Origin of the sequence: Microbispora sp. NBC_01389 (genome assembly GCF_045040095.1) — a bacterium.
Classification (GTDB): Bacteria; Actinomycetota; Actinomycetes; order Streptosporangiales; family Streptosporangiaceae; genus Microbispora.
Genome location: NZ_CP109552.1, coordinates 1782868 through 1807175 on the forward strand (window position 1 = coordinate 1782868; position 24308 = coordinate 1807175).

The following is a 24308-nucleotide window of genomic DNA, read 5'->3' on the forward strand; positions in this document are numbered from 1 at the left end:
CGTGACCGCGACCCACACGCCGGCGGCGGCGAAGCGCCCCACCGCCGCCCACTCGCGCGGACGCCGCCCCGCAACGCCCAGCCAGCGCCCCAACTGGCTGGGCGGGCTCATCGGCTGGCTGTGGCTGGCCGTGGTGATCGTCCCGATCTACTGGATCGTGATCACCAGCTTCAAGACGCAGAGCAACTACTATCTGACCAACCCGCTGCTGCCGCCCGCCGATCCGACGCTGGACAACTACCGGCTCGTGATCGAGATGGACTTCCCGCTGTACTTCCTGAACAGCCTCCTCGTCGCCGTCGGCACGGTGATCCCGTCGGTCCTGTTCTCGTTCATGGCGGCGTACGCGATCGTCCGGAGCGGCAGTGCCAGCCGGTTCCTCCGCGGGGTGAACTCGCTCTTCCTGATGGGCCTGGCCATCCCGCTGCAGGCGACGGTCATCCCGATCTACCTGATGATCATCAAGCTGCACCTCTACGACTCGCTGACGGCGCTGGTCCTGCCGTCGATCGCCTTCGCGATCCCGCTGTCGGTGCTGGTGCTGTCCAACTTCATCCGGGACGTGCCCAAGGAGCTCTTCGAGTCGATGCGGATGGACGGCGCGACCGAGTGGATGACACTGTGGCGTCTGGCCTTCCCGCTGACCCGGCCGGCCGTGGTGACGGTGTCGATCTACAACGCGCTGAACGTCTGGAACGGGTTCCTGCTGCCGCTGATCCTCACCCAGAGCCCCGACAAGCGCACCCTGCCACTGGGACTGGCGGCGTTCCAGGGCGGGCCGTACGGCGTGAACGTGCCCGCCGTGCTCGCCTCAGTGGTACTGACCATCCTGCCGATCCTGGTCCTCTACACCGTTGGGCGCCGTCAGCTGCTCAGCGGCCTGACCGCCGGTTTCGGCAAGTAGCACCCGCCGGGGCCCCCGGGGGCCCCGGCCCCTCAGTGTCCGCCGTACAGGCGGTCCAGGGGGACGAGCTCCACGTCGGGCCGGCCGCCGGCCAGGCGCACCAGCGCCGCGGAGAACCCGGACCGGGCGAACAGGATCAGCTTCGGGAGGGCGCCGAACGACGTGGTCTCCGAGCGCCGATGGTTGCCGGCGCTGATCGCGCTCAGCGTCGCCGCGTACGAGGTCGGATCGGCGATCGTGGGCTCTTCCCGCAGGAGCAGGGTGCCCTCGCGGAACATCGCGGAGGCGGGGTTCAACAGGCGCCGCTGAACCCACCGGTCGGACTCGGCGGTCCGCGTATCGTAGTTGGCCCTATGACTCGGCCTCCGAGATCTTGCCAAGGGCCGGCAATCATCCGGCCCGCGTTCGGCGGGAGCGGAGACGGGGACCGGACGGCGGGGTAGAGGCACAGCGATGCCGATCACTCCCACCTCCGACACTCCTCACGCGGCCACGCGCCGGGCCGGCGTAGGGCCCGCCGCGACGGCGGCGGCGATCGCGCTCGGGCCGGCCCTGATGACGGCCCTGATGACGGCCCTGATGGCGGCCACTGTGGTGGTCCTGACGACGGCTCTGATGACGGCCCTGACGGTGGGCCTGATGGTGGGCCTGATGGTGGGCATGGCGCTGGACGCGGACGCGGGTGCGGCGAGCGCCTCCGCCCTGTCCCGGCCGCCCGCCGGTCACCCTGCCGGAACCGGGCACCGCGCCGGTCACCCTGCCGGAACCGGTGACGGCAACGGGAACGACGCGGCCGTACGCGTGGGCAATGGCTCGGACAACCGGAACATGGTGACGATCGGCAGCACGCGCATCCGCGGCGTCCTGTACCAGTTCTCCGCCGGAGTCGGCGGGGTGAGCAGCGTGCAGGGCGGCCTGTGCCGGCCGCACGGCCGCCTCTGCGTGCTGAAGCAGAAGGTGCGCGCGTCCGCCTCCGAGTCGCCGGTCACCGCGCGTGCCGGTCATCACCTCCGTCCCCGGCCGGGTGAACGGCTTGCGTGACCGGCCGGCCGTGCGGGTTCTCGTCCCCCTGGTCCAGGCGATCGCGATCGTGATCGCCTGGTCCATCGCGCCACCTGTCGCGAACGCGGCGGCGCTCCGGGACGATGGCGGCGACCGGAACGGCAACCGCGCCCTGGTCCGCGTGGGCAACGGCATCGACAACACGAGCCACATGGCGGTGGGCAGCGCGAGAAACGGCGGCATCCAGCAGCAGACGGTCGGCGTCGGCGGAATCGGCAACGCCCAGAGCACAGCCTGCCGGCGGTGGTTCCGCCGCTGTGCGGCGACCCAGAGAATATGGGCGTCGGACCAGCAGTATTCGGGGGAAATTTCTCCCCGAATCCGACGTGATGCCAAAAGGACCGCCATGCGGTCGATGCGGCGGTAATCATTTCACTGCGGCGGTGACGCGCGCGGCCCTGCGGGGTAGATCCGGGGTGGATGCCCGGTGTATTCCACCGGACGCGGAAACCGACCGAGAGGGCGTAGAAGACAGTGACTCCTCCGCTCCCTGAAGGGAGCGGCTTCTCGCTAAGCCGCTTCCGCAGCGTCGCGAAGGGCAAGCCCTGCCCTGAGAATGTTCTTGGCCGCGTTCACGTCGGCGTGCGCCTCGTGGCCGCACGCCACGCACCGGAACTCGGCCTGGGTGACGCGGTTGTCCTTCGCGCAGTGCCCGCAACGCGAGCAGGTGCGGGAGGTGCCGGCAGGGTTCACCGCGATCAGCTCGCGACCGGCGCTTTCAGCCTTGTACGCGAGCACACGCAGGAACACCCCCCAACCCGCGTCCAGGATCGACCTGTTGAGGCCGCACTTCTGGGCGACGTTCCGGCCGGGCTGGGCGATCGTGCCGGCGGCCGAGCGGGTCATGTTCACGATCCGCAGGTCCTCATGCACGATCACGTCGTAATCACCGACCACGGCGAGCGCGGCCTTGTGCGCGCCGTCCAACCGCTGCCGCCGCACCTTCGCGTGCACCGCGGCGACTCTGGCAGCGGCCTTACCTCGGCGCTTGCTCCCGCGCTTTGTGCGGGCCAGCGCCCGCTGTGCCGCCGCGAGACGGCCGGCGGACGCGGCAAGGTGGCGCGGATTGTCGATGTGGTCGCCATCGCTGGTGGTGACCAGCGAGGCCACACCCATGTCCAGCCCGACCGCCGCGCCGGTCGCGGGAAGGGTTCCGGCCGGCACCTCGTCGCACGACAGGATCACATACCAGCGGGTGCCCTCCCGCTTGACACTGATCGTCTTGACGGCGCCGAGCACACGGCGGTGCTGGTGGACCCGGACATGCCCGACGCCCTGAAGACGGACGAACGTCGCCGAGGGGTGTTCGGGCTGGGAGTCCCACCGGCAGCCATCGCCGTCCTTCGGCCACTCCACCGTGTCGAACCAGCCCCGTCCCTTGAACCGGGGGAACCCCGGCGTTCCGCCCTCGCGGACGCGCCTGAAGAACGCGGCGAACGCCTTGTCCAACCGGCGCAGGGTGGCCTGCTGGGAGGAGAACGACCACCGGCCCTGACCGGTGGGGTCGTCGGCGCGGATGTGCTTCAGCTCGCCCGACTGGTCGCCGTACCGAACGGTGACCCCAGCCCTGCGGTAGGCCGTGCGGCGGTGCTCCAAGGCGGCGTTGTAACGCCTCAAGGCGACGGTCCCCTCGGGAGAATCTGATGGCTCGTCACACGGCACGAAAAGCGCTCGCCGGCCCGGCGGCACGCCTGCTGGCGCTGGGCGCACTGGCGGTCACGAGCGCGGCCGTCGCGCTCTCGCCGGGCAGCGCCGCCGCGGCGGCGGGCCGGGGCGGCGGCGGTGACACCAACGCCTCCGGCACGCGATGGGTCATCAACAACGGCCTGAACAACCGCGCCTACCTGCTGACCGGCAGTCAGCGGAACGCATTCGGCGCCCAGCAGGTCGTCGCGGGCGTGGACGCGGCGGTGAACACGCAGGCCGCCAACTGCAGGCACCGGCCTGGTTGTGGCGTCCCTCAGCGCATCTGGGGCACCAACACGAGTTTCCCGACCACCCGGGGAAACGTGACGTGGGGAGGACACTGAGCCGGCAGTGAATCGGCCCTGAATCTGCCCTGAATCTGCCCTGAATCGGCCCTGAATCGGCATCGAGTGGCCCCTGCCCACACGTCCGGCGGGCCGTCTGCCATGCGAATATGAGCCGCTTTTTCGAAGTCACCTGTTCAAATCAGCCTGTTGACGCCGCCTGTTGACGCCGCCTGTTTTGCGCTGGGCAAGAATACGACAAGAGGCGCGCCGGGGAATCCGCCGGGCCATCGCCGAGATTACGCTGTGCCCGATCCGGATCGGGGCGGCACGCACAGGACGGTGGCGAATGGCTCGTTCACACGGCGAAGCGCGCGGCGGGCGACGGCGCGACCCGCTTCTCGCCCGATTCCGCGCTGTTGTCGCCGGTCTGCTGGCTGGTCTGCTCACCGGTCTGCTCGCTGGTCCGCTCACCGGTGCGGCCGTCACGCAGGCCCTCTTCGCCGTCCCCGCGGCGGCGGCCGGCCGGCCGGCGGAGGATCCGCCGGGGGGAAGGGGCCCGGCCACGGTCGGGAACGGCACCCGCAACCGGAACGTCGTGTTCCTGGACAGCCCCTCGCGCAGCCGTGGTCACCAGCACACCAGCGCCAGCACCGCCGGTGGGGCGACCAGCGTGGAGGACGGCTTCTGCCGCCGGGTCACGAACTGCTCGATCAGGCAGAACCTCACGGTCGTCATCGGCGCCGCGGATTCCTGAGAGCGGGGCCCGGTGGCCGCCGCCACGCGTCACGTCGTCGACTCGCGCCGGTCCTTCACGGCGCGTACGGCCTCCTCGGGCGAGTCGTAGAACGCGAGCAGCTGGTCCAGGCCCATGATGTGGAAGACCCGGGCGATGTCCTGCTCCAGGCCGGCCAGGAGCAGGGCGCCACCGGCGTCGTGCGCGCGCTGATGGGCGGCCACCAGCGTGGCGATGCCCGTCGAGTCGCAGAAGGTCAGGCCGGACAGGTCGATCACCAGGTCGACGCCGGGGCCGAAGGGCATCTCCGCCAGGGCCGCGCGCAGCCGGGGAGTGGTGTGGTGGTCCAGATCGCCGGTCACGACCAGCACGCGTGGCCCCGCGGTGTCCGGTTGAAGGTTGACGGTCAGGCCGTGATCATGCTGCACCTTGGCTCCCGGAGGACGATGATCGGGTGGCGGGCGGGACGGACAGGGCGAGGACCGCGGTGTCGTCGGACACTCCCTCGCCCAGGGCCGTGATCAGGTTGTGCACCGTGTCCAGCAGGGCGTCGGCGCTCGTCGGCCCGGCCGCGGCGAGGCAGGCCGTCAGGCCGTCCTCGTCCAGCATCGAGCCGGTCTCGGTGCGGGCCTCGGTGAGGCCGTCGGTGTAGAGGAGCAGCGCGTCGCCGGCGTTCAGGCGCGCGCGGATCTGGGCGAAGTGGGGGTTCCGCAGGATGCCGATCAGCTGTCCGCCGGCCGGGTGGATGGGTTCGACCACGCCGTCCGCCCGCACCGCGAGCGCTGGAGGATGACCCCCCGTGGCGAGCGTGACACCGAACCCGTCGCCGTCGGGCTGCAGGATCCCGAAGACCGCGGTGCAGTACGGCGCCGGCATGTCGCCGCCCGCGTGCTCCTGCTGCAGCATCGCGTCGAGATTGGCCAGCACGGCGTGCGGATCGGCGTCGTACACCGCGGCGGCGCGCAGCGTGTAGCGGACCAGCGAGGTGAGGGAGGCGGCCCCGGCGCCCTTCCCGCAGACGTCGCCCAGGAAGAACCCCCACCGGTCGCCGTCGAGGGGGAAGAGGTCGTAGAAGTCTCCGCCGACCTCGTCGGCGGAGACGGGGTGGTAGGCGGCGGCCGCGCGCAGGCCCGGCACCCGGGGCAGCGCGGGTGGCAGCAGGGTCCGCTGCAACGTGCGGGCCAGCCGTTCCGCGCCCGCGCGGAGTTGCCGTTCGATCTCCACCGTGCGCTGCGTGACCAGCCGCGCCTGGAGCTCGTCCCGCACGAGGTCGGCCAGGTCCCGCAGGCAGGCGAGCTCCTCCTCGCCGGCCTCGCGCGGGCGGGTGTCCATGACGTTGACGCTGCCCAGCGGCTCGCCGTCGGGCGTCACGATCGGCGCCGCCGCGTGGAACCTGATCCCCGGATCGCCGCGCACCGCCGGGTCGCCGGCCGCTCCCGGGTGCAGCCGGGCGTCGGGGACGGCATGCGGGCCGTCGTGCCGTACGGCCGCGGCGCACAGACTCCCCACGATCGGCGGCTCCACGATCGGCGGTTCGGCGATCGGCGGTTCGGCGATCGGGGTCTCGGCGACGGCGCGGCGCGCGGGCGGGCCGTGCGCGGCGATCACGCGGACGAGGTCGTCCCCGAGGATCGTCACCGTGGCGAAGGAAGCCTGGAAGATCCGCGCGGCCAGGGCTGCCACCCGGTCGAACGCGCCGCCGGACGCGGTCTCCAGGGCCGCGTAGCGGCGCACGGCCTCCAGCCGGCGCGCCTCCTCGTCGGAGTCCGCCACCGCGGGCCTGCCGGGTGCTTCCTCGACCGTGCTGACCTCGGGCTCCTCACCTGTCACCGGGGCGCACCCCGTGGGGGCCCGCGTCACCGGTCAAACGTTTGCCCTATCCTACGAAACCATTGAACTGTTCCTTCCCTGACCTGCCGGACTCGCCCGACAGGGCGGCACGACACCCGGGCCAGGCGCAGGTGCTGACCGCCCTCGACAAGTTCGCCGCCCTGGTGCCCGGTGCCCGCTGCACGACCGTCTTCTGCGGCGTCCTCGACACCACGGTCGACGCTGCTGCTCTACACCGACGGCCTCGTCGAGCGCCGCCGGAGGGCGCTGACCACCGGCATCGACCGGGCGAGCGCCGTCGTGCAGGACGGCCGCTCCGCCCCGATCGAGGACCTGGCGACACTGGTCATGCGCCGGCTGGCGCCGGACGCCGGATACAGCGACGACGTCGCGCTGTTGCTGTACCGCCAGCCCGCGCCGCTGGAGGTGGCCTTCCCCGCCGAGTCGAGCCAGCTCGCCCCGGTCCGTACGGCCCTGCGCGACTGGCTGAACCGGTGCGAGCTGAACTCCGCGATGATCCAGAACATCCTGGTCGCGGCGGGCGAGGCCTGCGCCAACGCGATCGAGCACGGCCACCGCGACGCCCCCGGGCGCACCGTACGGCTGCGGGCGGTCGCCACCGCCGGCGACCTCTACCTGACCGTGGCCGACAGCGGCAACTGGAAACCGCCGAGACCGGAGGCCAACACGCACCGCGGCCGCGGGGTCGCCCTGATGCGTGCCCTGATGCAGCGCGTCACCATCCATCCCGGTGCCGCCGGCACCACCGTCGACATGCACGCGAGGATCCCCCGATGACGACTCCCCTGACCCTGGCTCCGTCTCGCCGTCCCGACGGCACCCCGGTCCTCACCGTCAGCGGCGAGATCGACATGAGCAACGCGGGCGAGCTCGACGCCGCGCTGTCCGATGTGCTGTCCGATGTGCTGTCCGATGTGCTGTCCGGTGCGCTGTCCGGCGCCTCCGTCGACGGCCAGGCCCTGCTGGTCCTGGTCGACCTCAGCGCGGTCGAACACCTAGACAGCGCCGGGCTGACCGTGCTGTTCGCGCACGCCCCGCGCATCGAGCTCGTCGCCAACGACCTGCTCGCCCCGGTGCTCACCATCTCCGGCCTCGTACAGGTCACCACGGTCCACGGAATCGAGTCCTAGACGGCGGGCGGGGGCCAGGCGTCGCCCCAGGCGACGTCGCGCGCCTCGCGGTAGGCCTCCCCCTGCCGCTTGGAGACGGGGTGGTCGGCGAGCCCGTCGCCGTTCGTGCACAGGCGCAGCGTCACCAGCCCCTTGCGCTTCAGCGGGTGGCGCACGACCCGGCTCTCGGCGCGCGGCCACGGCCGGGCCGACGCCGCGACGTAGGAGAACTTCTCGTCCTCGAAGCTCAGCGTGCCGTCCTTGACCCGGCGGTGCAGGGCGCTGCGGTTGAGCCGGACCGCGAAGTGGCACCAGTCCCGGCCCTCCACGATCGGGCACTCGCCGTCGTGCGGGCAGGGCGCGACGATGTGCAGGCCCGCCTCCGCCAGCAGCCGCCGGGCCGCCGCGATCCCGGCGTAGCCGGCGGGCGTGCCGGGCTCGACGATCACCAGCATGCCCGCGTGCCGCGCCGACTCCAGCGCCAGGGACCGCACCAAGTCGTCCCGGACTTCGGGTGACAGCTCCCCGAGCACGTACGACATGGTGACCAGGTCGGCCGAGGGCGCGGCCGTCCCCCGGTCGAGCACCGTCTGCCGCCAGCGGGCCTCCCGTACGGCCGCCGCCGGGGCGCCGGCGGCCAGCCGCCGGCCGAAGGCGATCGCAGAGGCGGACTGTTCGAGGACGGTGACGTCCGTCAGGCCGGGCCAGACCGCGTTCGCGGCCCACACCGCGCTGCCCGTCCCGCCCCCCACGTCGGCGTGCGTCCCCGGCGCGAAGCCGGGCGCGAGCAGGGCGACCTGGCGCAGCGCCGCGGCCATCGCGCTGTACGTCGCCGGCATGCGGTAGCCGGCGTACGCGGCGACGGCGGCCTCGGAGCCCAGCGCGGGGACGCTCCGGTCGAAACCCTCCCGGTACTGCCGGATGAGCGTCTGGACGTTCCGCGTCAGCTCGGGCACGGGAAAGCGCCCGAGCGCCGCTTCCAGCGCGTCTTCGAGGGCATCGGGAAGGACGGACACGCCGTTCATGATGCCCCGCCCCTGCTCAGCCTGTCGAAACGGCGCCTCACGCGAGCCGTACGGTGACCGTGTGGGAGGCGCCGGCGTGATCCGCCGACCGGCCGAAGACGAGCGTGAGCCGCGCCCCCGTGCGGGCGCTGCCGAGGGGCGGATGCGGGTCCACGATCCCGGCCACCGCGCGGTCCCAGGTCACCGTCAGCCCGTCGAGGTCGCGCGGTGAATCGGCCCGGGAATCGGCCCGGGAATCGGCCCGGGGATCGGCCACCGTCACCGTCGCCGTGCCGTCGCCCAGATCCCGCACGAGGACCGCGCACGGATCGGAGGCGGCCAGGCGGCCCGCCCGTCCCCCGGCCCAGAAGCAGGCCGCGGTGATCCCGAGCGACGGCACCTCGATCCCCTGCTGCGCGGAGGTGTTGGCGAGCACGCGGGCCCAGCCGGCGTCGGCGGCACGGGCGCGCGTCGCGGCCGGGCCCGCGCCCGGCATGAGGTGGTACACGTAGCCGGCCGCGTCCGGGTCCACGCCGTGGTCCAGCCAGATGGTGGCGTACGACCGGGTCGCCCCGCCCGCCGTACGGGTCTCGCGCAGCGTCCGCAGCGGCTGACCCGGGGGCAGGACGTAACCGCCGTGGCCGTCCAGATGCGCCCACCCCGCCACTGCGTCCACAGTGAGGGCGTCCACAGGCAGGGAGTCCACGGTGCGGGCGGCGCCGGTGAGGGTGATGCCGGTCCTGCGGTTGTCCACCACGGTCTCGACCGGCACGCCGGCCCGTCGTCGAGGCGGTCCGGCGGGACGAAGTTGTCCACAGCCTCGCACAGCGCCGCGTTCTGACCACCCGTGAGGTGCGGACCGGCCAGCACGGCCGCGTCGAGAAGTGCCCTCGGCGCCCCGATCTGCCAGTCCCACCAGTTTCCGGTCTGGCCGGCGTCGGCGGCGTACACCTGCCGCACGTAGTGCTCGATCCCGGTGGCCACGGCCGAGCCGAGGCCCGGCTCGGCCGTCAGCCCGGTGCCGGGCAGCGCGTACGCGCGGGCCATGGCCCGCAGCCGCGCAGGGGTGGCGCCGAGGGACGGGAAAGGCAGATCGGGCCAGAGTGACCGGCCGGTGGGGGTCAAGGCGTCGCGGTGCAGGCGGGCCGCCGCACCCAGCCGCGCCAGCCGGGCCCGGTACGGCTCCCGCGCGGGATCGAACAGCCCCGCGCCGAGCGTGACCTCCCGCCAGCGGCGGCCCAGCAGGATCAGGGCCTCCGCACTGGCCTCAGCGTCGGCCCCGGTGGCGGGCCCGGTGTGGGGGGCGCAGGCCGTGAGGAGGACGGCGAGTCCGCTGAACTGGAGAAATAATCGCCGGGAAGGTCCCTTCACACGTAGATTATCCGCGCGATCCACCGCTTTCGTCGATCTTCGGCACACCTCTATGGGAGCGCTCCCAAGTGACGTACCTTACTTCTGCCGTTGTCACCGGGAAAGGGAGCGTGTTGTGAGACGTCTGTTATCCGCGGCCGGTCTGGCCCTGCTGCTGCCGCTGTCGGCGACCTCGGTCGCCTCCGCCTCGGGGGGACACGACGGCGGTCCCGGCGGGCACGGGCCGGGGACCTGCGCGAAGAAGGCCACGCTGTTCTGCGAGGACTTCCAGTCGCTGCCCCTCGGCGGCGCGGCGAGCCTCAAGTGGGGCGTCGACACCAAGCACGGCACGCTGACCGTCGAACCCGCTGCGGGCGGCCAGAAGGTGCTGCACGTTCACACAGAAGGCAACGGCCGGGCCTTCCTCAGGGTGGACGACTTCGCCCCGCCCGGCAACGGCTTCTACGGCCGCGTCCGGCTGCGGGTGAAGGCGTTCCCCACCGCGCCCGACTGGGCCCACTACACGCTGATCGAGGCCACCGGCGCGGGCCCGGAGGTCGTCCGCCCGCTCGGCGGGCAGTACGTCCCCACGCTGCGCAAGGACCTCTGGGGCGTCGGCGCGGACGGCGGCCCCACCGGCGACTGGACCAACTGGCGCGAGTCCGCGCCCTCCCGGGCCGGGGTCTGGCAGTGCGTCGAGTGGCGGATGGACCCCGCCGACAACCGGATCTCGGTGTGGTTCGACGGCGTCCCCCAGCCCGACCTGAGCGTGTCCACCCGCTCTCACGGTGGCAACGACGTGGACTTCGTCTTCCCCAGGTTCGACACGGTGAAGCTCGGCTGGCAGCTCTACCAGCCGAATCCCACACCCTCGGCGTACGACCTCTGGATGGACGACATCACGCTGAGCACCGGCCGCGTCGGCTGCGCCTGATCCCGGCCGCCGGCCCGGTCACCTGGCCCCCGGCGGCGCCGCCTCGTCCCTGATGGTGAGCAGCGCGTCGGCCGTACGCCTCCCGTGGTGCGCGCCGGGGCGGCCGGGGTCCTCCAGGTCGGCGGTGAGCCAGCGGGCACCCGCCCACTCGCCCCGCCCGAGCACGTCGTGCGGCACCGGCGGAACGCCCGGCCCGTGATGACTGAGGACGTGGGTCACCAGGCGCCGCCGGTTGCCGGGGTCGCCGAGGTAGGCCAGCGTGCGGTCCACGAGGTCGGGCGCGCTCAGCCCCCGGCTGTCGTGGTCGTCGCGGGTGTTGACGACGAAGACCTTCGCCGAAGCCCGGCTCCGCGCCACGGCGTCCGCCACGCCGGGGGTGAGATAGCTGGGCAGCAGCGAGAAGTGCGGCGTTCCCGGGCCGTACACGATGAGGCCGGCGTTCCCGATCGCCTCCAGCGCCCGCGGGTTGGGCGTGACCCCGGCGCGGTCGCGGAGTAGATCGTCCCTCGCCCACTCGGGGGGCAACGCCTCGAGTGCGGCCCGCCGCCGCCCGCCGACCGGCTCGGGCAGCAGGAACAGATCGGTGATCGTCGCCTGCGGCCGCCGCCGGTCCCGCGGCGCGGCGATGTCAGCCTCGTCGGCCAGCAGCGTGCCGTCCCGCCGCAGCGCGACCAGGAACGCGTTCTCCCCGTTGGTCACGTTGAGCAGCCGTACGGGCGAGCCGAACGCCCGGGCGCAGGCGTCGACGGCGGCGTTGAAGTCGCGGCCGAGCCGCAGGTACGCCCCGGCGAACACGAGGTCGCCGAGCGCGCTGTGGGCGAGGTCCAGCCCGTGCGGCGCGGTGGCGAGCCGCCGGGCGAAGGCGCGCAGGTGCCCCGCGACGAGTGCGGACGCCTCCTCCGGCAGCGCGGCGAACCGGCCGTGCCGCGCCGCGACGGCGTCGATGACCTCGGTCAGCCCGGCGGGCGTGGTCCCGCCCGGCAGGCGGTGTTCGAGCACCGTCATCAGCGCGGCCTGCGCCGGGTCGGCGGAATCGAGGTGGAGCAGCAGGTTCTTGCGGAAGTCCGAAGGCCCGAGCATCCCGGGCAGGTAGCGCCGCAGCGCGCCGGTGGACCGGCCGTTGTCGTAGCCGTTCACCACCAGCGACAGACCGACGCCGGGAGTGCCCAGCATGCCCCTCGCTATGCTGGCCGCTCCGCGTCCGCCGTTGAACATGGTGACCGCGACGCTCATCGGGCCTTCTCGGCGACCGGCGCGGGCATGGAAACGCGGCACCTTCCCTCCAACGGCCCCCGGGGCAGGCGTGCCGTGCCGTATGTGCGCTGCGAAGAATGCAGTCGCGAGCGCGGGAGCGCTCCCACGCATTATGTCATTCCGATCCGGAAATGCGTCCGCAATGGCGGGCATTGGGCGTAAGTGCTGGATATTTTCAGCATCTCCGCAGGTCAGACGGGATCATCGTGTAGCAGCAGCACCCACGAGTAGTTGAATATTGCGCCACTAGCCACCATTTCCTCGCATTACGGACAAATGTCAACCGCGTTTGGGGGCGCAGGTCAAATTTGGACCGGTCCTTATCATCCCGAGGCGGCAGGGCATCCGGCCTCCATCTTCTCCACGCGCGCGGTCAGCTCGGGAGAAAGCGTCACCCGGCCCCGCCGCGCCCAGACGATCACCTGTCCCGGGTCCGACGGCACCGCGTCCTCGACGAACCAGCTTCCCGGCACCCGCCGAGCCCGCTCGCTCCTCTCGCCGACCCGGAAGTCCTCGATCGAGCCGTCGCGCCGCGCCAGCGCCGCCCGTACGTCGTCCACGGTCATGCCGCGGAACGGGACGCAGTGCAGCAGCTCACCCGCGGCGTCGGCGGTGCCGGCCGACACGTACCGCTCGCCGGGTCGGGCCGGGCGGGCGAGCCAGATCCGCGCGCTGCCCCTGAAGCCCGCCGGAACGCGGAACGAGACCACGCATCGGTCGGCGGGAACCCCGCAGTCCGCCAGCTCCTCCTCTATGCGTGCCCCTTCCGAGAACACTCCGTTCGTGACATGGCCGACCACGCTCGGCGAGCCGGGAGCGATCGACAGGCCGATGTCGAGTCCACGTGCCCTGAACTCGGCGGCGAATCGCCCGGGCTCGGCGTACAGGTCCTTCACTGTGACGATCCAGTCGTCGCCCGAGCGCAGGAACGCCAGCGCGGGGTGCGGGGCGATGCCGCTCGGCGCGCCGCGGGGAACGAAGGCCGGGCTCACGACGGCCGCCGCGGCCAGCAGCGCGGCTACGGGGACCAGCACGGGCCAGCGGACCCTGCGACGGGTCCTGCCCGGAGTCGCGACGATCTCGTGGAACAGCTCACGCGCTCCCCGCCCCTGCTCCGGCGTCCTGGGCTCGGGGTCGATTGCGGCCACCATCCGGCCGATCCTGCTCACAGGTGCTCTCCTCTCAGTCCCCGTTCCGCGAAGGTCCGGCCTTCCCCGGTCACTCCCAGCGCCTCGGCCAGCCTCCTGCGCGCGCGATGCAGCCTGATGCGGGCCGCGGTCGCCGTGCAGCCGAGCACTCTGCCGATCTCCGGGCCGGTCAGGTTCTCCCAGTAGGCCAGCGCGAGCACCTCGCGGTCCCGGTCCGGCAGGTCGTCGAACGCCTCCCGGACGGGATCGGGTCCGCCGGCGGTGGCCGGCCGCGCGGCGGCAAGCTCCTCCTTGAGCCGTTCCGCCAGCCCCGCGCTGCGGGACCGGCCGCGCCGCTGGTTGGCCAGGACGCGGCGCGCCACGCCGTACAGCCACAGGCGGGCGTCGTCGCCCTTGGGCACGTCGGCGATGCGCCGCCAGGCGGTGAGGAAGGTTTCGGAGATCAGGTCCGCCGTGTCGTCGGGCGAGTTCGTACGGCGGGCTGCGTACTGGTGGATGGCCGGGTAGTGCGCCTTGTAGATCGCTTCCATACGGTCTCGCGCTCCCGGGGGATGGGTCACAGACGACTCCGCTCAGGACAGGTCTCGGATATATCGTTCATGTCCGGCACCTCTTCCGAGTGTTTCGCCCGACGTCCGATCCGCCACCGGCAAGGGGAGCGTCACAGACGGGTCGACTTCACCGCCCGGGAAAGTCACGGCATGAAGGACCCATCCTTTGCCTTTGCAGCGCTTGTTGTGCTTAACTGGGGGTAGAAAACTTCACACGGTGCTTAGGGGATTTCCCCGAACACCACATCCTAAGGCCGCCCCTCGGGGCGGCCTTAGCGCTAAGGTACGCGGATGCGTATCTGCTACCTCGACGAATCGGGTGGCTGCGAGGCCCCGGACAGCAATGGCGCGGCGACGCCCGTCATGGTGATCTTAGGGCTGGTCGTCGACGCGACTTCGGTCCCGACGCTCACACGAGACTTCCTCGCGCTCAAGCGACGGCACTTCCCTGGCCGCTTTACCGACAGCCGCGCCCTTGATCACATCCTGATGGAGATCAAGGGTAGAAGATTCTGCAGATGACCCGTAGCTCGTCACGCAACAAACGCCGGCAAGCGGATATGATTCGGTCCAGCCTCCTGGACATCGTGGAGACACACAAGTGTCAACTGATCGCGAGAACCTGGATAAAAGAGCCCGGTAAGAACATGTCGCCGGATGGGAGCTATTGCTATGCCGTCCAGGACACAAGCACTCACTTCAATCAGTTGTTGTCCGCCCAGGACGAGACGGGTGTTCTGATCGCGGACGGACGATCGCATCAGACCAACCGTAAGGTGGCCCACTCGATCTTCACGCAGAAGTGGCGCTCAGGAGGCGATCCGTATCCCGCTCTCTGCGACGTTCCGCTCTTCGCCGCCAGCGACAATCACGCCGGTGTACAGATCGCCGACATACTGGCCTCCACTCTCGTGTTCCCAATGGCCGCCTCGGCGTTCTGTCCGAGCATGCCGGGAAACCCACACTCCTCTGGCCGCTATGACGGTGTGCGGCAGGGGTTCGGATCACGGGTGAAGGCACTTCAGTACCGTTACAAGGACGACTCGGGTCGCTGGCGCGGCGGACTCGTCGTCAGCGACCGCCTGGGTAAACGGCCCGGATCACTGCTCTTCGAGCCCTGACGGTTCCCGCGGCAGGGGCATGGCGCCCCCGGCCACGTATACCGGGCGCGGGTCAGTGGGTGACGGGGACTCGGGGAGCCTGAGGGTCGGCGGTGGTCCTCCGGTGGCGCGGCGCGTCCCCACTGGAGCCTCCGCCATTCTGCTTGCGCCCGGCCTGCCCGGAACCCGCCTGCTCGGGCCCGGTCTGCTCGCGCCCCGGCTGCTCGGGCGTCGTCGCCTGGCGCGGCGCCCGGCCCTCGGCCTTCCTGATCTCCTCTTCGAGGTCGCCCGGCGTGGGCGCCTCCAGCAGGCGGGCCACGATTCGCGTCGTCACCCGGGGGACGGCCCAGAAGCTGCCGGTGCGCTCGCCGTACCAGACCATCCAGCCGGGCGTCTTCGCCGCCAGGGTCCGCGCCGCGCCCCTGCCCGCGGTCATCTCGTTCGTCATGCCGATCCTCCCGCTCGCCGTGTCTCCGGGAACCGCCCCTCTACCCGGCTACGCGCGAGCCAAGCACGATCAAGCGAGGCGTGGCGCCGGGACCACGGCTCCTGGTCATCATTGGGTAATGCCCATGCCAAGGGCAGCCCCCTGAACGTAATATCCGTTAAGGGGGATATTGGGGATAGCCCGCTTATCCGGCTAGCTGGTATGTTTGAATGACTCAAGTCCCCGGTAGGGCGGGCGGCGGTGAGGCATCTGCCCGCCGACCCGAAGCTGCACCGCGCCACCGGCTCGGACGACTGGCTCACGTCACGGAAACCCTTACGGAACAGGGGTTTTGCATGATCCCCGTAGCGCGGGAGACCCCCCGAAGCAACCAGGATAAGTCCCCTGTTCTTTACTTATTTGCCCCTATATGGCGTGCAAGTGGGGTTGCCGGACGGACTCGCAGTCCATCGACTGCCGGACATTACTGGGAGCTGACACTCCTCCGGGTAGCGTCGTTCCAGACAGTACGCCCGAAAAATATGGATGAAGGCGCGTATATGACAACGCAGCAGCTTGAGATCACTGTGAGCGATCACCAGCCGGCCGTCGTGGTCGAGCTGAGGGGTGAACTCGACATCGCCACCGGAGACAGTCTCCGGAGCGTGATCAGGAAGCTCGTCCACCAGGGTCGCGCGAAGATCGTGGTGGACGCGTCCGATCTGCGGTTCTGCGACTCCTGCGGCCTGGAAGCGCTGCTGGACGCCCGGGACGACATCGAGAAGGCCGCCGGTTGCCTGCGGCTCACCGGAGTTCACGGCGTCTTGAGGATCGTCCTTGAGGCGACCCGGCTGCGCGGCACGTTCTCGATCGACGGCACACCCGTCGAGGCCGTCGCCGCCATGGTGGTGACGGACTCGCACGACGTGTCCATGGTTTGATCGCCGGGTTTGATCGCCGGGTTTGATCGCTGGAGTCCGGTCACTGATCACCCCGCCCCCGCCCTCCCGCCGAGGGCGGGGGCTCTCGTACGGAAGCCCCCTGGCGTGGCGCCGCCGGCCGTTTGCACCGGTCGGGCCCGGGTACGCGCGGACGAGGAAAGGACCGGACCGTTAGGGGGAGGCACCATGGATCAGTCCCGTGTGCCCGTGCTGGAGGCGTTGGCCGCCTACCGCAGGCGAGGAGACCTCAGCTTCACTCCTCCGGGGCACAAGCAGGGCCGTGGGGTGGATCCGGCATCAACGACGTGTGCCGCAGGCACGGCCGCACGTTCATCGTGGACGAGGCCTGGGGCTCCCACCTGCCGTTCCACGACGGTCTGCCCGAGTGGGGGATGAACATCGGGGCTGATCTGTGCGTGACGAGCGTCCACAAGATGGGCAACGGGCTGGAGCAGAGCTCGGTTTTCCACCTGCAGGGCAACCGCGTGGACCCGGCCGTCCTCAAGGCCCGCGAGGACCTGCTCGGCACGACCAGCCCCTCCACCCTTATATACGCCGCGCTCGACGGCTGGCGCCGGCAGATGGTGGAACACGGCAAGGACCTGCTCGACCGCGCGCTGGAGCTCGCGGCGACGGCCCGCGCCGAGATCGGCAAGACGCACGGGCTCTGGGTGCTGGACGAGGAGAACACCGGCGCGTTCGACGTCGACCCGCTGAAGATAGTGATCGACGTGTCGGGCCTCGGCGTCGACGGCTACCACGCCTCCGACTGGCTGCGCGAGCACTGCCACGTCAACTTCTCGCTGAGCGACCACCGCAGGGTCAGCGCCGAGATCACCGTCGCCGACAGCGAGGAGACGGTCGGCGTGCTGCTCGACGCGCTGCGCACCCTGTCGTCGGCCCGCGACCTGCCGCCCGCCGCCCGGATCGACGTGCCCGAGCCGGGTGAGCTGGAGCTGGAGGTCGCGATGCCGCCCAGGGACGCGTTCTTCGGCCGGGTCGAGATCGTGCCCACCGGTCAGGCGGTGGGGCGGATCGCGGCCGAACTGGTCACGCCGTACCCGCCGGGCGCGCCCGCCCTGTGCCCCGGCGAGGTCATCACCGGGCCGGTGCTGAGCTACCTGACCACCGGGCTCGACGGCGGGATGGACATCCCGGACGCGAGCGACCCCACGCTGAAGACACTCCGGGTGGTCGCGGAGTGACGACCCGGCCTCACGCCCAGCGGGAGCTGACGGTCTCCGCCAGGAGCATCTCGGCGACCTCGCGCGGACGGCCGCCGCGGGCGTAGGCGGCCCGCTGCCGCGCGGCCCCCGATCCGTACCGCCGCAGGTGGTCGAGCTGGAGGGTCAGCGGGGCCCAGTCGCCGTTCTCCTCCAGCATCGGCCGCACGTGCTCCAGCATGCGGTCCACCAGGTGCCAGCCGGGCACGCGGGCGCCGGCGAGCAGGTCGTACGCCTCGCCCTCCACTCCGTCGTGCGCCGCGCGCCAGAAGGCCGCGCGCAGGAGAGTGTCCTCCACATCGGGGGCGGGCACCCCGGCCCGTACGTCGCGGAGCGCGGTGGCGGCGAGGCCCCGCACGAGCCCGGCCAGCATCGCGGTCTCGGCGGCGGTCGGGCACACGTCGGCCGCGCGGATCTCCAGCGTCGGCACATGGTCGGAGAGACGGGCCAGCCAGTAGATCATCCCCCGGTCGAGGATCGCGCCCCCGGTCAGCATCCCGGCGACGAGGCTCTCGTAGTGCCGGCGCGAGCGGAAGTACGGCGGCGGCTCCGCGCTCGGCCACCGGCCCATGACCATCGCCCGCCAGCTCGCGTGGCCGGTGTCCCTGCCGTCCGCGATCGGCGAGTTGGCCGTCAGCGCCTGCAGTACGGGCAGCCAGGGCCGCAGGTGGTTGCTGACCCGGAGCGCCTCCTCGCGGTCCCCGAGCCCGACGTGGACGTGGCAGCCGCAGACCCCCTGGCCCTCCATCACGGCCCCGAACTCGCGGAGCATCGCGTGGTAACGGGGGCACGACGACAGGGGTGGAACGCCGACGTTGCCGTCCAGGGCCGTGCCGCACGCGGCCAGCCCCAGGCCCGCGTCCGCGGCGGCGCGGGCGGCGGCCCGGCGCGACTCCACCAGGTCGCCGTGCAGAGCACGCAGCTCGGTGTGCACGGCGCTGTTGCTCTCCAGTTGGAACCGCGTCAGTTCGAACACCAACCGGCTCGCCGCGGGCCCGGCCAGCCGCGCATGCACCTCCTCGGCCGCCGGGACGACCCGTCCGGTGCCGGGGTCCAGGAGAAGGAACTCCTCCTCGACGCCGAGTGTGAGCGCCGCCGGGTCCACGGGTGCCCGGGTGACGGGGGAAGATCCGTGGACGGTGTCGAACCGGCCCTCCCTTGTCACGTCTGGCATCAGTGGTCTTTCTCGGAAGTGGTCTTTCTCGGAGGAGGGTCCAGTGAATCAGTCCCCCATTCCCCACGACGATGCCGCGAAAAACCACAAATGCCGTTTCTTGACGCGGGTGGGTACGGCCCTGCCCTGGCGGGCCGCGCCACTAGACTGACCGCCTGACCGAGGCCGTCCGGCCCTACCGGTAACCGTCGTATCCGATGCTCACGTCCGATGCCCGCAACCGATGCCCACGTTTGAGGCCAGCAGCCCGCCGAGGTGTGCCAGTGACCGCCGCCGTCGTAGTGACCCCCGTGCCCGCGCACGTCCCCGACCACGTCCTGGTCATGGCGCTCCACGGCGCGCTGGACTACACCAACGCCGACCGGCTGCGTGAGGAGCTCACGGCCGCTGTCGGCGAGGGCCACCGCGAGTTGCTCCTCGACCTCAGCCCGCTGGACTTCTGCGACTCCACCGGGATCCGGATCCTGCTGTCCGTACGCCGGCTTCTGCAGGAGCGGGACGGCGGGGTGACGCTGGCGGGCCTGAACTCCCGGCTGGCGCGCATCTTCCGGACCACCGGGCTGATCCACGCGTTCACCGTCGAGCCGGACCTCGCCGAGGCCGTCGGCGCGCTGAACACCCGGCCGGGGCCCGAGTAGGGCAGGTAGGGGCATCGGAGGGGTCATAAGAAGGTAGCCTCGGTGACGCCGAGGTGAGTGAGCGGCAGAGCCCGGTGAGGGGCGTGGCAGGGCGGCGTCGAGGAGGACAGGTGGTGGACCACCATCGGCAGTGGCCGATAACGGATGACCTCGCGACGTTACGCGACGACATCCAGCGGTTCGCCGGTCAGGCGGGACTCGCCGGCGCTCGGCTGGACGATCTCGTCATCGCCGCCAACGAGGCCGCGATCAACGTGCTCGAACACGGCGGCGGAGCGGGCACGCTGGCGATGTCCACCGACGGCGCCGTGATCGCCGTCGATGTGGCCGACGAGGTGGGCACCCTGTCCCCCGCGGCCGTACCCGGACGGCAGCCCACCGGCCGGAGCGTCCGGGGCTTCGGCCTGTGGCTCATGGGCGAGTTGTGCGACTCCGTGATGATCGAGCAGGTGCCAGGCCGGTCGACGATCCGGCTGTCCATGCATATCGACACCGGGCATCTCGACACCGGGCATCTCGACACCGGGCATCTCGACACCGGGCATCTCGACACCGGCGGCCCGGCCGCCGGAGCGGGCGCCGCTCCCGTACGAGGAAACGCCGACCCGTTCTGATCCGGCGGCCGGGCCTTCGGCCGGTCCCGCGTTGACCCTGGTTATCCTCTCGATCCCGTAAACCGGGCCGACGCGACGGACCGAGCGCCATAACCTGGGGTCCCGCCACCACCTCCTCCAGGGACGCTGGACGGCTACCTGAGGAACGCCCATGACGCGGCGGCAACCGCGATCAGGACGCAGAGGCGGATGGTCCGGGGCGTGCTGTCGACGACGTCCCGGACCGCTCTGGCCACCTCGCCGACCCACGAGCCGATCTCCGGGTCGTGGAACCGGACTTCCTGACGGCTTTCCCCGCTTCCGCGGGGCCTGATGGCACTCATCGGGGCACCCTCCCCCTATGCGCTGTCCGGGAAGTGATCCCCGGACCTTTCCCCGATGGTCACAGCTGACCCAGCGTGCACGCAACGCACACGAAGCGCATTTGGAGTTCCACACGAAGGGTGACGATCGTGTCACAGTTTGCGAGGAGTTTTCGCCCTGATACATCCCGGAAAGCGTGCTTCGCTGTCTGATTTGTCCGCGGCTCTTTCCGGAAATTTGGACCAGCTCGCGACACGCCGCCATTTGTCTCCGCGGACGGCGGCAGGCGGCAATCCAGGGCGGCACACAACGACCGCGGAGTTCTCCCCGGAAGCGCACGGAGGCCCCAGAGACGATGTTACCGAATGTGACGGAGTGGTCACACACGCCTCGACGCCCCGGCGGGCCGGAAGCTGATCCCGGCCGCAGCCGTCAGCCGCGACCTCAGCCACCGCACGTCAGCCACCGCACCTCAGAGCCACCGCACCTCAGCCGCCGAGGTCGCGGGCGACGTTCTCCAGGCACCGGGTCAGCGTCTCGACCCGCTCCTCGGTGACGGGCCGGTCGTCGGCGGCCTCGGGCAGGTCCGCGCGGCGCGCGATCACCAGCGGCCGGTGCCGCTCGTCTATCTGGTCGAGCGGCAGCACCAGGCACTCGCCCCGGACGAAGACCAGCGCGACGTCCGGGTCGGCCGACTCCAGCAGCCGTCGTACGCAGTCGGGGTCGAGCAGCGCCATCGCGACTCCTCCCGTACCGGGATCGACAGAGCGGGTGCAGGGCGGGTGCAGGGCGGGTGCAGGGCGGGTTCAGGGCCGGGTGCCCGCGCCGGTCGTCACTTCCTTGATCCGTTGCCGGCCCGAGGCCGGGGCGAGCGGCGGGGTGCCCATGCCCGCGCCGCGCCGCATTCCCTCCAGCACGGCGCGCAGCGCGTCCACCGCGCTGTGGCGGGGCCGCCAGCCCAGTTCCTCGCGAGCGCGCGTGATGTCCATGATCGGGATCTGCAGGGCCATCTCCACCAGGCCGGGCGAGGCCGGGATCAGCCGCAGGTGCCAGCCCGCCGCGACCGCCGTACGCATCAGCGTGGCCGGCACCGGCACCCGCCGCGCGCCGAGAAGGTCCGCGAGCACGGCGGGGTCGACGACCGGGTCGGCGGCGAGGTTGAACGCGCCCCGCACGTCGCGGGTGAGCGCCAGGCGGAACGCCTCGCCGGCGTCCAGCGAGTGCAGCGCCTGGAACCGCAGGCGGGGCATGTCCGGCACGAACGGGATCGTCCCCGCCCGCACCAGCCGCTGCGGCAGGAACGGCCCGGCGAACAGCCGCCGCTGCTCGGTCGCCGCCTCCTCCTTGAAGATGAAGCCGGGGCGCATCCGCACCACCCGGATATCCGGGTGGTCGCGCTCGAAGATGTCGAGCACCCGCTCGACGTACGCCTTCTCGCGGGCGTAGGCGGCGTTCGGCCAGCCGTGGGTCGGCCAGGACTCGTCGACGGGCGGGTCCTTCGGCCCCGGCGAGTACGCTCCCACGGACGACGAGTGCACGAGGACCGACACCCCGGCTTTGGCCGCCGCGGCGAAGACGCGCATGCTCCCGATCACATTGGAGTTCCAGGTGGTGACGGGATCGTGAGTGGGCTGGAACAGCCAGGCGAGGTGGACCACGGCGTCGACCCCGGCGAAAATCGGGTCGAGGTCGTCCCGGAAGACGTCGGCCGTCCGCCACTCGGTCTTCGCCGGGCGCCAGTCCGGCATCCGCCGGGCCACTCCGACGATCGAGGTCACGCTCGGCTCGGACTCCAGAGCGGTGAGCACGCTGGTCCCGACGTTCCCGCTCGCGCCAACCACGACAACTCGCATGAGGCTCTCCGTTTCCCGACACCCGTCGCGACAAACCGCCCCAAAGGGTGCGATAGCCCCATCCCCGACAGAGTCGCGATCATGCGCCCGTCCGCCTCGGGGATGCGGGAGCTCCAGATTTCCCCTGGGACAATGCGGGGGAATCAGTGGTGGCGCGGGAATACCGCTACCTAGGAGGATTAAGTTCTCATAGTGGTCAGAGAGGCGGAACAGCGGAGATGGCTCAGATCGTCGGTGGCGGACGCCCCGTCAATGACGCCGAGCGACGGGTCATCGCCCACCTGCGGGACAACGCCCCTGACGACTGGCTGCTGCTGCACAACATCGAGGTGCCGCGCGGCGCCGACCTGTTCGAGGTGGACGTCGTCGTGCTGACCGGCCACTCGCTCGTCGTGATCGACGTGAAGGGCGCCCGGGGCCGGTTCGAGGTGTCGGGCAACCGGTGGTTCCCCCAGCACCGCGAGGCGTTCGGCTCGCCGGTGGCCAAGCTGCGCGGCACCGCGCGGGCGCTGAAGGGCCTGCTGATCGACGAGCACCGCGAGCTCGAACGGTTGTACGTCGACAACATCGTGGTGCTGACCGCCCCGGGAGCCGTCCTCGTCGACCACAGCGGGCGCGACGCCCGGCACGTCACGACGATCGCCGGGCTCGTCCCCATGCTCAGCGACGTGTCCCGGGTCAGGCACGGGTGCAGCCGGGACGCCGCGCCGTACCGGACCGCGATCATCGAGGCGCTGAACGGGACCGTGCGCCGGCCGACCGCCCCGCCGCGGTTCGGCAACTGGGAGGTCGAGGAGCAGCTTGGCGGCGACAACCGCGTCACCGAGTATCGCGCCGTCAACGCGACCGCGCCGACCAGCGGGACCGTGCTGCTGCGCGTCTACCGCGCCGACCCGATGGCCGAGCAGCAGCGGCGGGTCGCCGAACAGCGCCGCATCGCCAACGCCTACCAGGCGCTCGCCAAGATCCCGCCGCATCCCTGCGTCGTACGCTCGCGGGACTTCTTCGCCATCGACGACGAGAGCCGGTTCGTGCTCGTGCTCGACGATGTCCACGGGCAGGCCCTGCACCTGCATCTGACCGGGCGGGGGCTGGACGTCGGCGCCAAGCTCGCCGTGCTGGAGGACATGCTGGACGGCCTCGCCCACGTCCACGCCAACAAGGTGATCCACCGGGCGCTCACCCCCGCCTGCGTGCTCGTGGCGGACGACGGCAACGCCATGCTGACCGGCTTCGACTACGCCAAGCCCGGCCCGCGCAAGCACACCGTCGCCAACGAGCTCCCCAACATCCTCGACGTCCACTACGTCGCCCCCGAGTGCCGGGCGCGGCCCGAACGGATGACTCCCGCCTCGGACGTCTACTCTGCGGGGGTCATCGCCTTCCAGTTGCTGACGGGCGAGCTCCCCATGCCCGGCATGGACGCCGAGCCGGCCGCCGCGGGCGTCGCCCCGGAGGTCATGGACCTCGTACGGCGGATGCGCGACCTCACGCCCGCCAAGCGTCCGGACGCCGACTCGGCCCTCGCCGAACTGCGGGACGCCCGGGAGGCGCAGCCCCGGCGGCGGGCGCCGCTCGGCGGCAGGATCCGCGACGCCCTCCGCCGCCTGCACCCCCGGGGCTGACACCCCGAGATCTCCGGGAGCGCGGCGGGAGGCCGATCGACGGCGATTACGGGACCTTCGTCCCTAACCCGCCGGCGGGCCGATCACGCAGGCTGGCAGACATGAAGCTCGACTCGGCCGGCCTTGAGATTCTCACCGGAGGGGAATGTCTGGACCTGCTGGCCTCCACCCCCATCGGCAGGATCGTCTTCACCGACCGGGCCCTCCCCGCCGTCCAGCCCGTCAACTTCTGCCTGCTCGACGGGAAGATCGTCATCCGCACCGCCGCGGGCTCCAAGCTCGCCGCGGCTGCGCGGAACGCCGTCGTCGCCTTCGAGGCCGACGAGTTCGACGCGACGTTCCGTACGGGCTGGTCGGTGACCGCGGTCGGGCACGCCCGCGCGGTGTCGGAACCCGAGGAGATCGACCGCCTGTCGGCGCTGCCGCTGTCGCCGTGGGTGCCCGGGACCCGCGACCACTTCATCGTGATGGCCCCCGAGCAGATCTCCGGCCGCAGGCTCAACCGCTGACCGTCGCCGCGCCGCCGGAGGTGACGGT

General features: G+C 71.4%; 30 protein-coding genes and 1 pseudogene. 16 read left to right on the forward strand and 15 right to left on the reverse strand.

Features of this window, described 5'->3' with window-relative positions; translation table 11 throughout:
* Position 1 precedes the first annotated feature (1 nt).
* A complete protein-coding gene (locus tag OG344_RS07840; protein ID WP_405087639.1) occupies positions 2-904 on the forward strand; it encodes a carbohydrate ABC transporter permease in 903 nt (300 codons plus the stop codon).
* 32 nt (positions 905-936) lie between these two features.
* Here OG344_RS07840 and OG344_RS07845 read toward each other — a convergent pair whose 3' ends face one another.
* Positions 937-1200 (reverse strand): hypothetical protein, encoded by a 264-nt coding sequence (locus OG344_RS07845; RefSeq protein ID WP_405087640.1) that lies wholly within the window; start codon positions 1198-1200, stop codon positions 937-939.
* Positions 1201-1357: 157 nt separating this feature from the next.
* Between OG344_RS07845 and OG344_RS07850 the strand changes: the two genes are divergently transcribed.
* The gene (locus OG344_RS07850; protein WP_405087641.1) at positions 1358-1945 is read left to right on the forward strand and encodes a hypothetical protein; all 588 of its coding nucleotides are present in this window, start codon (positions 1358-1360) and stop codon (positions 1943-1945) included.
* The gene (locus OG344_RS07855; RefSeq protein WP_405087642.1) at positions 1938-2333 is read left to right on the forward strand and encodes a hypothetical protein; all 396 of its coding nucleotides are present in this window, start codon (positions 1938-1940) and stop codon (positions 2331-2333) included. Before OG344_RS07850 ends, OG344_RS07855 begins: the two co-directional genes overlap by 8 nt.
* A 143-nt stretch (positions 2334-2476) precedes the next feature.
* On the opposite strand, the gene OG344_RS07860 is transcribed toward OG344_RS07855, so the two are convergent.
* On the reverse strand, positions 2477-3583 hold the full coding sequence (locus OG344_RS07860) for an RNA-guided endonuclease InsQ/TnpB family protein (protein ID WP_405087644.1): 1107 nt from the start codon (positions 3581-3583) through the stop codon (positions 2477-2479).
* 26 nt (positions 3584-3609) lie between these two features.
* On the opposite strand from OG344_RS07860, the gene OG344_RS07865 reads away from it, so the two are divergent.
* Positions 3610-3996 (forward strand): hypothetical protein, encoded by a 387-nt coding sequence (locus OG344_RS07865; RefSeq protein WP_405087645.1) that lies wholly within the window; start codon positions 3610-3612, stop codon positions 3994-3996.
* A gap of 289 nt (positions 3997-4285) precedes the next feature.
* Entirely contained in the window at positions 4286-4693 is a 408-nt protein-coding gene (locus OG344_RS07870) for a hypothetical protein (RefSeq protein WP_405087646.1), read from the forward strand.
* Positions 4694-4722: 29 nt separating this feature from the next.
* On the opposite strand, the gene OG344_RS07875 is transcribed toward OG344_RS07870, so the two are convergent.
* Both OG344_RS07875 and OG344_RS07880 read right to left on the reverse strand, forming a co-directional pair.
* Complete coding sequence (locus OG344_RS07875) at positions 4723-5100, reverse strand: STAS domain-containing protein (protein ID WP_327048588.1); 378 nt, start codon at positions 5098-5100, stop codon at positions 4723-4725.
* Positions 5090-6502: a PP2C family protein-serine/threonine phosphatase gene (locus tag OG344_RS07880; RefSeq protein ID WP_405087647.1), complete on the reverse strand. Its 1413-nt coding sequence runs from the start codon at positions 6500-6502 to the stop codon at positions 5090-5092. Before OG344_RS07880 ends, OG344_RS07875 begins: the two co-directional genes overlap by 11 nt.
* Positions 6503-6673: 171 nt before the next feature.
* Here OG344_RS07880 and OG344_RS07885 point away from each other — a divergent pair, with 171 nt between their 5' ends.
* Together OG344_RS07885 and OG344_RS07890 are read left to right on the forward strand one after the other, a co-directional pair.
* A complete protein-coding gene (locus OG344_RS07885; protein WP_405087648.1) occupies positions 6674-7300 on the forward strand; it encodes an ATP-binding protein in 627 nt (208 codons plus the stop codon).
* Positions 7297-7653, forward strand: a complete 357-nt coding sequence (locus tag OG344_RS07890; RefSeq protein ID WP_405087649.1) for an STAS domain-containing protein — start codon at positions 7297-7299, stop codon at positions 7651-7653. Before OG344_RS07885 ends, OG344_RS07890 begins: the two co-directional genes overlap by 4 nt.
* Here OG344_RS07890 and OG344_RS07895 read toward each other — a convergent pair.
* From OG344_RS07895 to OG344_RS07905, 3 genes and pseudogenes are all read right to left on the reverse strand, one after another.
* Complete coding sequence (locus OG344_RS07895; RefSeq protein WP_405087650.1) at positions 7650-8648, reverse strand: small ribosomal subunit Rsm22 family protein; 999 nt, start codon at positions 8646-8648, stop codon at positions 7650-7652. The two genes, OG344_RS07890 and OG344_RS07895, sit on opposite strands and share 4 nt — an antisense overlap.
* A gap of 46 nt (positions 8649-8694) precedes the next feature.
* A complete protein-coding gene (locus OG344_RS07900; protein ID WP_405087651.1) occupies positions 8695-9408 on the reverse strand; it encodes a polysaccharide lyase beta-sandwich domain-containing protein in 714 nt (237 codons plus the stop codon).
* 32 nt (positions 9409-9440) lie between these two features.
* Positions 9441-10055, reverse strand: a pseudogene (locus OG344_RS07905) (hypothetical protein); the annotation flags it as partial.
* 67 nt (positions 10056-10122) lie between these two features.
* On the opposite strand from OG344_RS07905, the gene OG344_RS07910 reads away from it, so the two are divergent.
* Entirely contained in the window at positions 10123-10920 is a 798-nt protein-coding gene (locus tag OG344_RS07910; RefSeq protein WP_327048593.1) for a hypothetical protein, read from the forward strand.
* A gap of 18 nt (positions 10921-10938) precedes the next feature.
* Here the strand turns inward: OG344_RS07910 and OG344_RS07915 are convergent, their stop codons facing one another.
* The 3 genes from OG344_RS07915 to OG344_RS07925 all read right to left on the reverse strand — a co-directional run bounded on the left by OG344_RS07915 (position 10939) and on the right by OG344_RS07925 (position 13852).
* The gene (locus OG344_RS07915; protein WP_327048594.1) at positions 10939-12153 is read right to left on the reverse strand and encodes a 2-phospho-L-lactate transferase CofD family protein; all 1215 of its coding nucleotides are present in this window, start codon (positions 12151-12153) and stop codon (positions 10939-10941) included.
* 344 nt (positions 12154-12497) lie between these two features.
* Positions 12498-13343, reverse strand: coding sequence for a hypothetical protein (locus tag OG344_RS07920; protein WP_405087652.1), 846 nt, complete (start codon positions 13341-13343; stop codon positions 12498-12500).
* A complete protein-coding gene (locus OG344_RS07925) occupies positions 13340-13852 on the reverse strand; it encodes an RNA polymerase sigma factor (protein ID WP_405087653.1) in 513 nt (170 codons plus the stop codon). Before OG344_RS07925 ends, OG344_RS07920 begins: the two co-directional genes overlap by 4 nt.
* A 312-nt stretch (positions 13853-14164) precedes the next feature.
* Here OG344_RS07925 and OG344_RS07930 point away from each other — a divergent pair, with 312 nt between their 5' ends.
* Together OG344_RS07930 and OG344_RS07935 are read left to right on the forward strand one after the other, a co-directional pair.
* Positions 14165-14395, forward strand: a complete 231-nt coding sequence (locus OG344_RS07930) for a DUF3800 domain-containing protein (RefSeq protein ID WP_405087654.1) — start codon at positions 14165-14167, stop codon at positions 14393-14395.
* A gap of 65 nt (positions 14396-14460) precedes the next feature.
* Positions 14461-14994 (forward strand): DUF3800 domain-containing protein, encoded by a 534-nt coding sequence (locus tag OG344_RS07935; protein ID WP_405087655.1) that lies wholly within the window; start codon positions 14461-14463, stop codon positions 14992-14994.
* Between the two features lie 52 nt (positions 14995-15046).
* On the opposite strand, the gene OG344_RS07940 is transcribed toward OG344_RS07935, so the two are convergent.
* Complete coding sequence (locus OG344_RS07940; protein ID WP_405087656.1) at positions 15047-15421, reverse strand: hypothetical protein; 375 nt, start codon at positions 15419-15421, stop codon at positions 15047-15049.
* A 539-nt stretch (positions 15422-15960) separates the two neighbouring features.
* On the opposite strand from OG344_RS07940, the gene OG344_RS07945 reads away from it, so the two are divergent.
* The gene (locus OG344_RS07945; protein ID WP_405087657.1) at positions 15961-16341 is read left to right on the forward strand and encodes an STAS domain-containing protein; all 381 of its coding nucleotides are present in this window, start codon (positions 15961-15963) and stop codon (positions 16339-16341) included.
* 305 nt (positions 16342-16646) lie between these two features.
* Positions 16647-17546 (forward strand): aminotransferase class I/II-fold pyridoxal phosphate-dependent enzyme, encoded by a 900-nt coding sequence (locus OG344_RS07950; RefSeq protein WP_405087658.1) that lies wholly within the window; start codon positions 16647-16649, stop codon positions 17544-17546.
* A 10-nt stretch (positions 17547-17556) separates the two neighbouring features.
* On the opposite strand, the gene OG344_RS07955 is transcribed toward OG344_RS07950, so the two are convergent.
* The gene (locus OG344_RS07955) at positions 17557-18738 is read right to left on the reverse strand and encodes a glutamate--cysteine ligase (protein WP_405087659.1); all 1182 of its coding nucleotides are present in this window, start codon (positions 18736-18738) and stop codon (positions 17557-17559) included.
* A 263-nt stretch (positions 18739-19001) separates the two neighbouring features.
* Here OG344_RS07955 and OG344_RS07960 point away from each other — a divergent pair, with 263 nt between their 5' ends.
* Positions 19002-19376, forward strand: a complete 375-nt coding sequence (locus tag OG344_RS07960) for an STAS domain-containing protein (RefSeq protein WP_405087660.1) — start codon at positions 19002-19004, stop codon at positions 19374-19376.
* A gap of 110 nt (positions 19377-19486) precedes the next feature.
* Positions 19487-19990, forward strand: a complete 504-nt coding sequence (locus tag OG344_RS07965) for an ATP-binding protein (RefSeq protein ID WP_405087661.1) — start codon at positions 19487-19489, stop codon at positions 19988-19990.
* Positions 19991-20124: 134 nt separating this feature from the next.
* Here OG344_RS07965 and OG344_RS07970 read toward each other — a convergent pair whose 3' ends face one another.
* The 3 genes from OG344_RS07970 to OG344_RS07980 form a co-directional block, all read right to left on the reverse strand.
* Entirely contained in the window at positions 20125-20313 is a 189-nt protein-coding gene (locus OG344_RS07970; RefSeq protein WP_327048602.1) for a hypothetical protein, read from the reverse strand.
* Positions 20314-20781: 468 nt separating this feature from the next.
* Positions 20782-21030 (reverse strand): hypothetical protein, encoded by a 249-nt coding sequence (locus tag OG344_RS07975; RefSeq protein ID WP_405087662.1) that lies wholly within the window; start codon positions 21028-21030, stop codon positions 20782-20784.
* A gap of 69 nt (positions 21031-21099) precedes the next feature.
* Positions 21100-22146, reverse strand: coding sequence for an NAD-dependent epimerase/dehydratase family protein (locus OG344_RS07980; RefSeq protein ID WP_405087663.1), 1047 nt, complete (start codon positions 22144-22146; stop codon positions 21100-21102).
* Positions 22147-22364: 218 nt separating this feature from the next.
* Between OG344_RS07980 and mads6 the strand changes: the two genes are divergently transcribed.
* Together mads6 and OG344_RS07990 are read left to right on the forward strand one after the other, a co-directional pair.
* Positions 22365-23771, forward strand: a complete 1407-nt coding sequence (mads6, locus tag OG344_RS07985; RefSeq protein ID WP_405087664.1) for a methylation-associated defense system protein kinase MAD6 — start codon at positions 22365-22367, stop codon at positions 23769-23771.
* Between the two features lie 101 nt (positions 23772-23872).
* Positions 23873-24280: a pyridoxamine 5'-phosphate oxidase family protein gene (locus OG344_RS07990; RefSeq protein ID WP_405087666.1), complete on the forward strand. Its 408-nt coding sequence runs from the start codon at positions 23873-23875 to the stop codon at positions 24278-24280.
* Positions 24281-24308: the final 28 nt, after the last annotated feature.

Bases quoted from the DNA above. Each gene is read 5' to 3' on its own strand.
- OG344_RS07850 (WP_405087641.1), top strand. From the start codon at position 1,358: ATGCCGATCACTCCCACCTCCGACACTCCTCACGCGGCCACGCGCCGG.
- OG344_RS07930 (WP_405087654.1), top strand. From the start codon at position 14,165: ATGCGTATCTGCTACCTCGACGAATCGGGTGGCTGCGAGGCCCCGGAC.
- OG344_RS07890 (WP_405087649.1), top strand. From the start codon at position 7,297: ATGACGACTCCCCTGACCCTGGCTCCGTCTCGCCGTCCCGACGGCACC.
- OG344_RS07915 (WP_327048594.1), bottom strand. From the start codon at position 12,153: ATGAGCGTCGCGGTCACCATGTTCAACGGCGGACGCGGAGCGGCCAGC.
- OG344_RS07980 (WP_405087663.1), bottom strand. From the start codon at position 22,146: ATGCGAGTTGTCGTGGTTGGCGCGAGCGGGAACGTCGGGACCAGCGTG.
- mads6 (WP_405087664.1), top strand. From the start codon at position 22,365: ATGGCTCAGATCGTCGGTGGCGGACGCCCCGTCAATGACGCCGAGCGA.
- OG344_RS07970 (WP_327048602.1), bottom strand. From the start codon at position 20,313: ATGAGTGCCATCAGGCCCCGCGGAAGCGGGGAAAGCCGTCAGGAAGTC.
- OG344_RS07870 (WP_405087646.1), top strand. From the start codon at position 4,286: ATGGCTCGTTCACACGGCGAAGCGCGCGGCGGGCGACGGCGCGACCCG.
- OG344_RS07925 (WP_405087653.1), bottom strand. From the start codon at position 13,852: ATGGAAGCGATCTACAAGGCGCACTACCCGGCCATCCACCAGTACGCA.
- OG344_RS07955 (WP_405087659.1), bottom strand. From the start codon at position 18,738: ATGCCAGACGTGACAAGGGAGGGCCGGTTCGACACCGTCCACGGATCT.
- OG344_RS07990 (WP_405087666.1), top strand. From the start codon at position 23,873: ATGAAGCTCGACTCGGCCGGCCTTGAGATTCTCACCGGAGGGGAATGT.
- OG344_RS07940 (WP_405087656.1), bottom strand. From the start codon at position 15,421: ATGACGAACGAGATGACCGCGGGCAGGGGCGCGGCGCGGACCCTGGCG.
- OG344_RS07975 (WP_405087662.1), bottom strand. From the start codon at position 21,030: ATGGCGCTGCTCGACCCCGACTGCGTACGACGGCTGCTGGAGTCGGCC.
- OG344_RS07865 (WP_405087645.1), top strand. From the start codon at position 3,610: ATGGCTCGTCACACGGCACGAAAAGCGCTCGCCGGCCCGGCGGCACGC.
- OG344_RS07945 (WP_405087657.1), top strand. From the start codon at position 15,961: ATGACAACGCAGCAGCTTGAGATCACTGTGAGCGATCACCAGCCGGCC.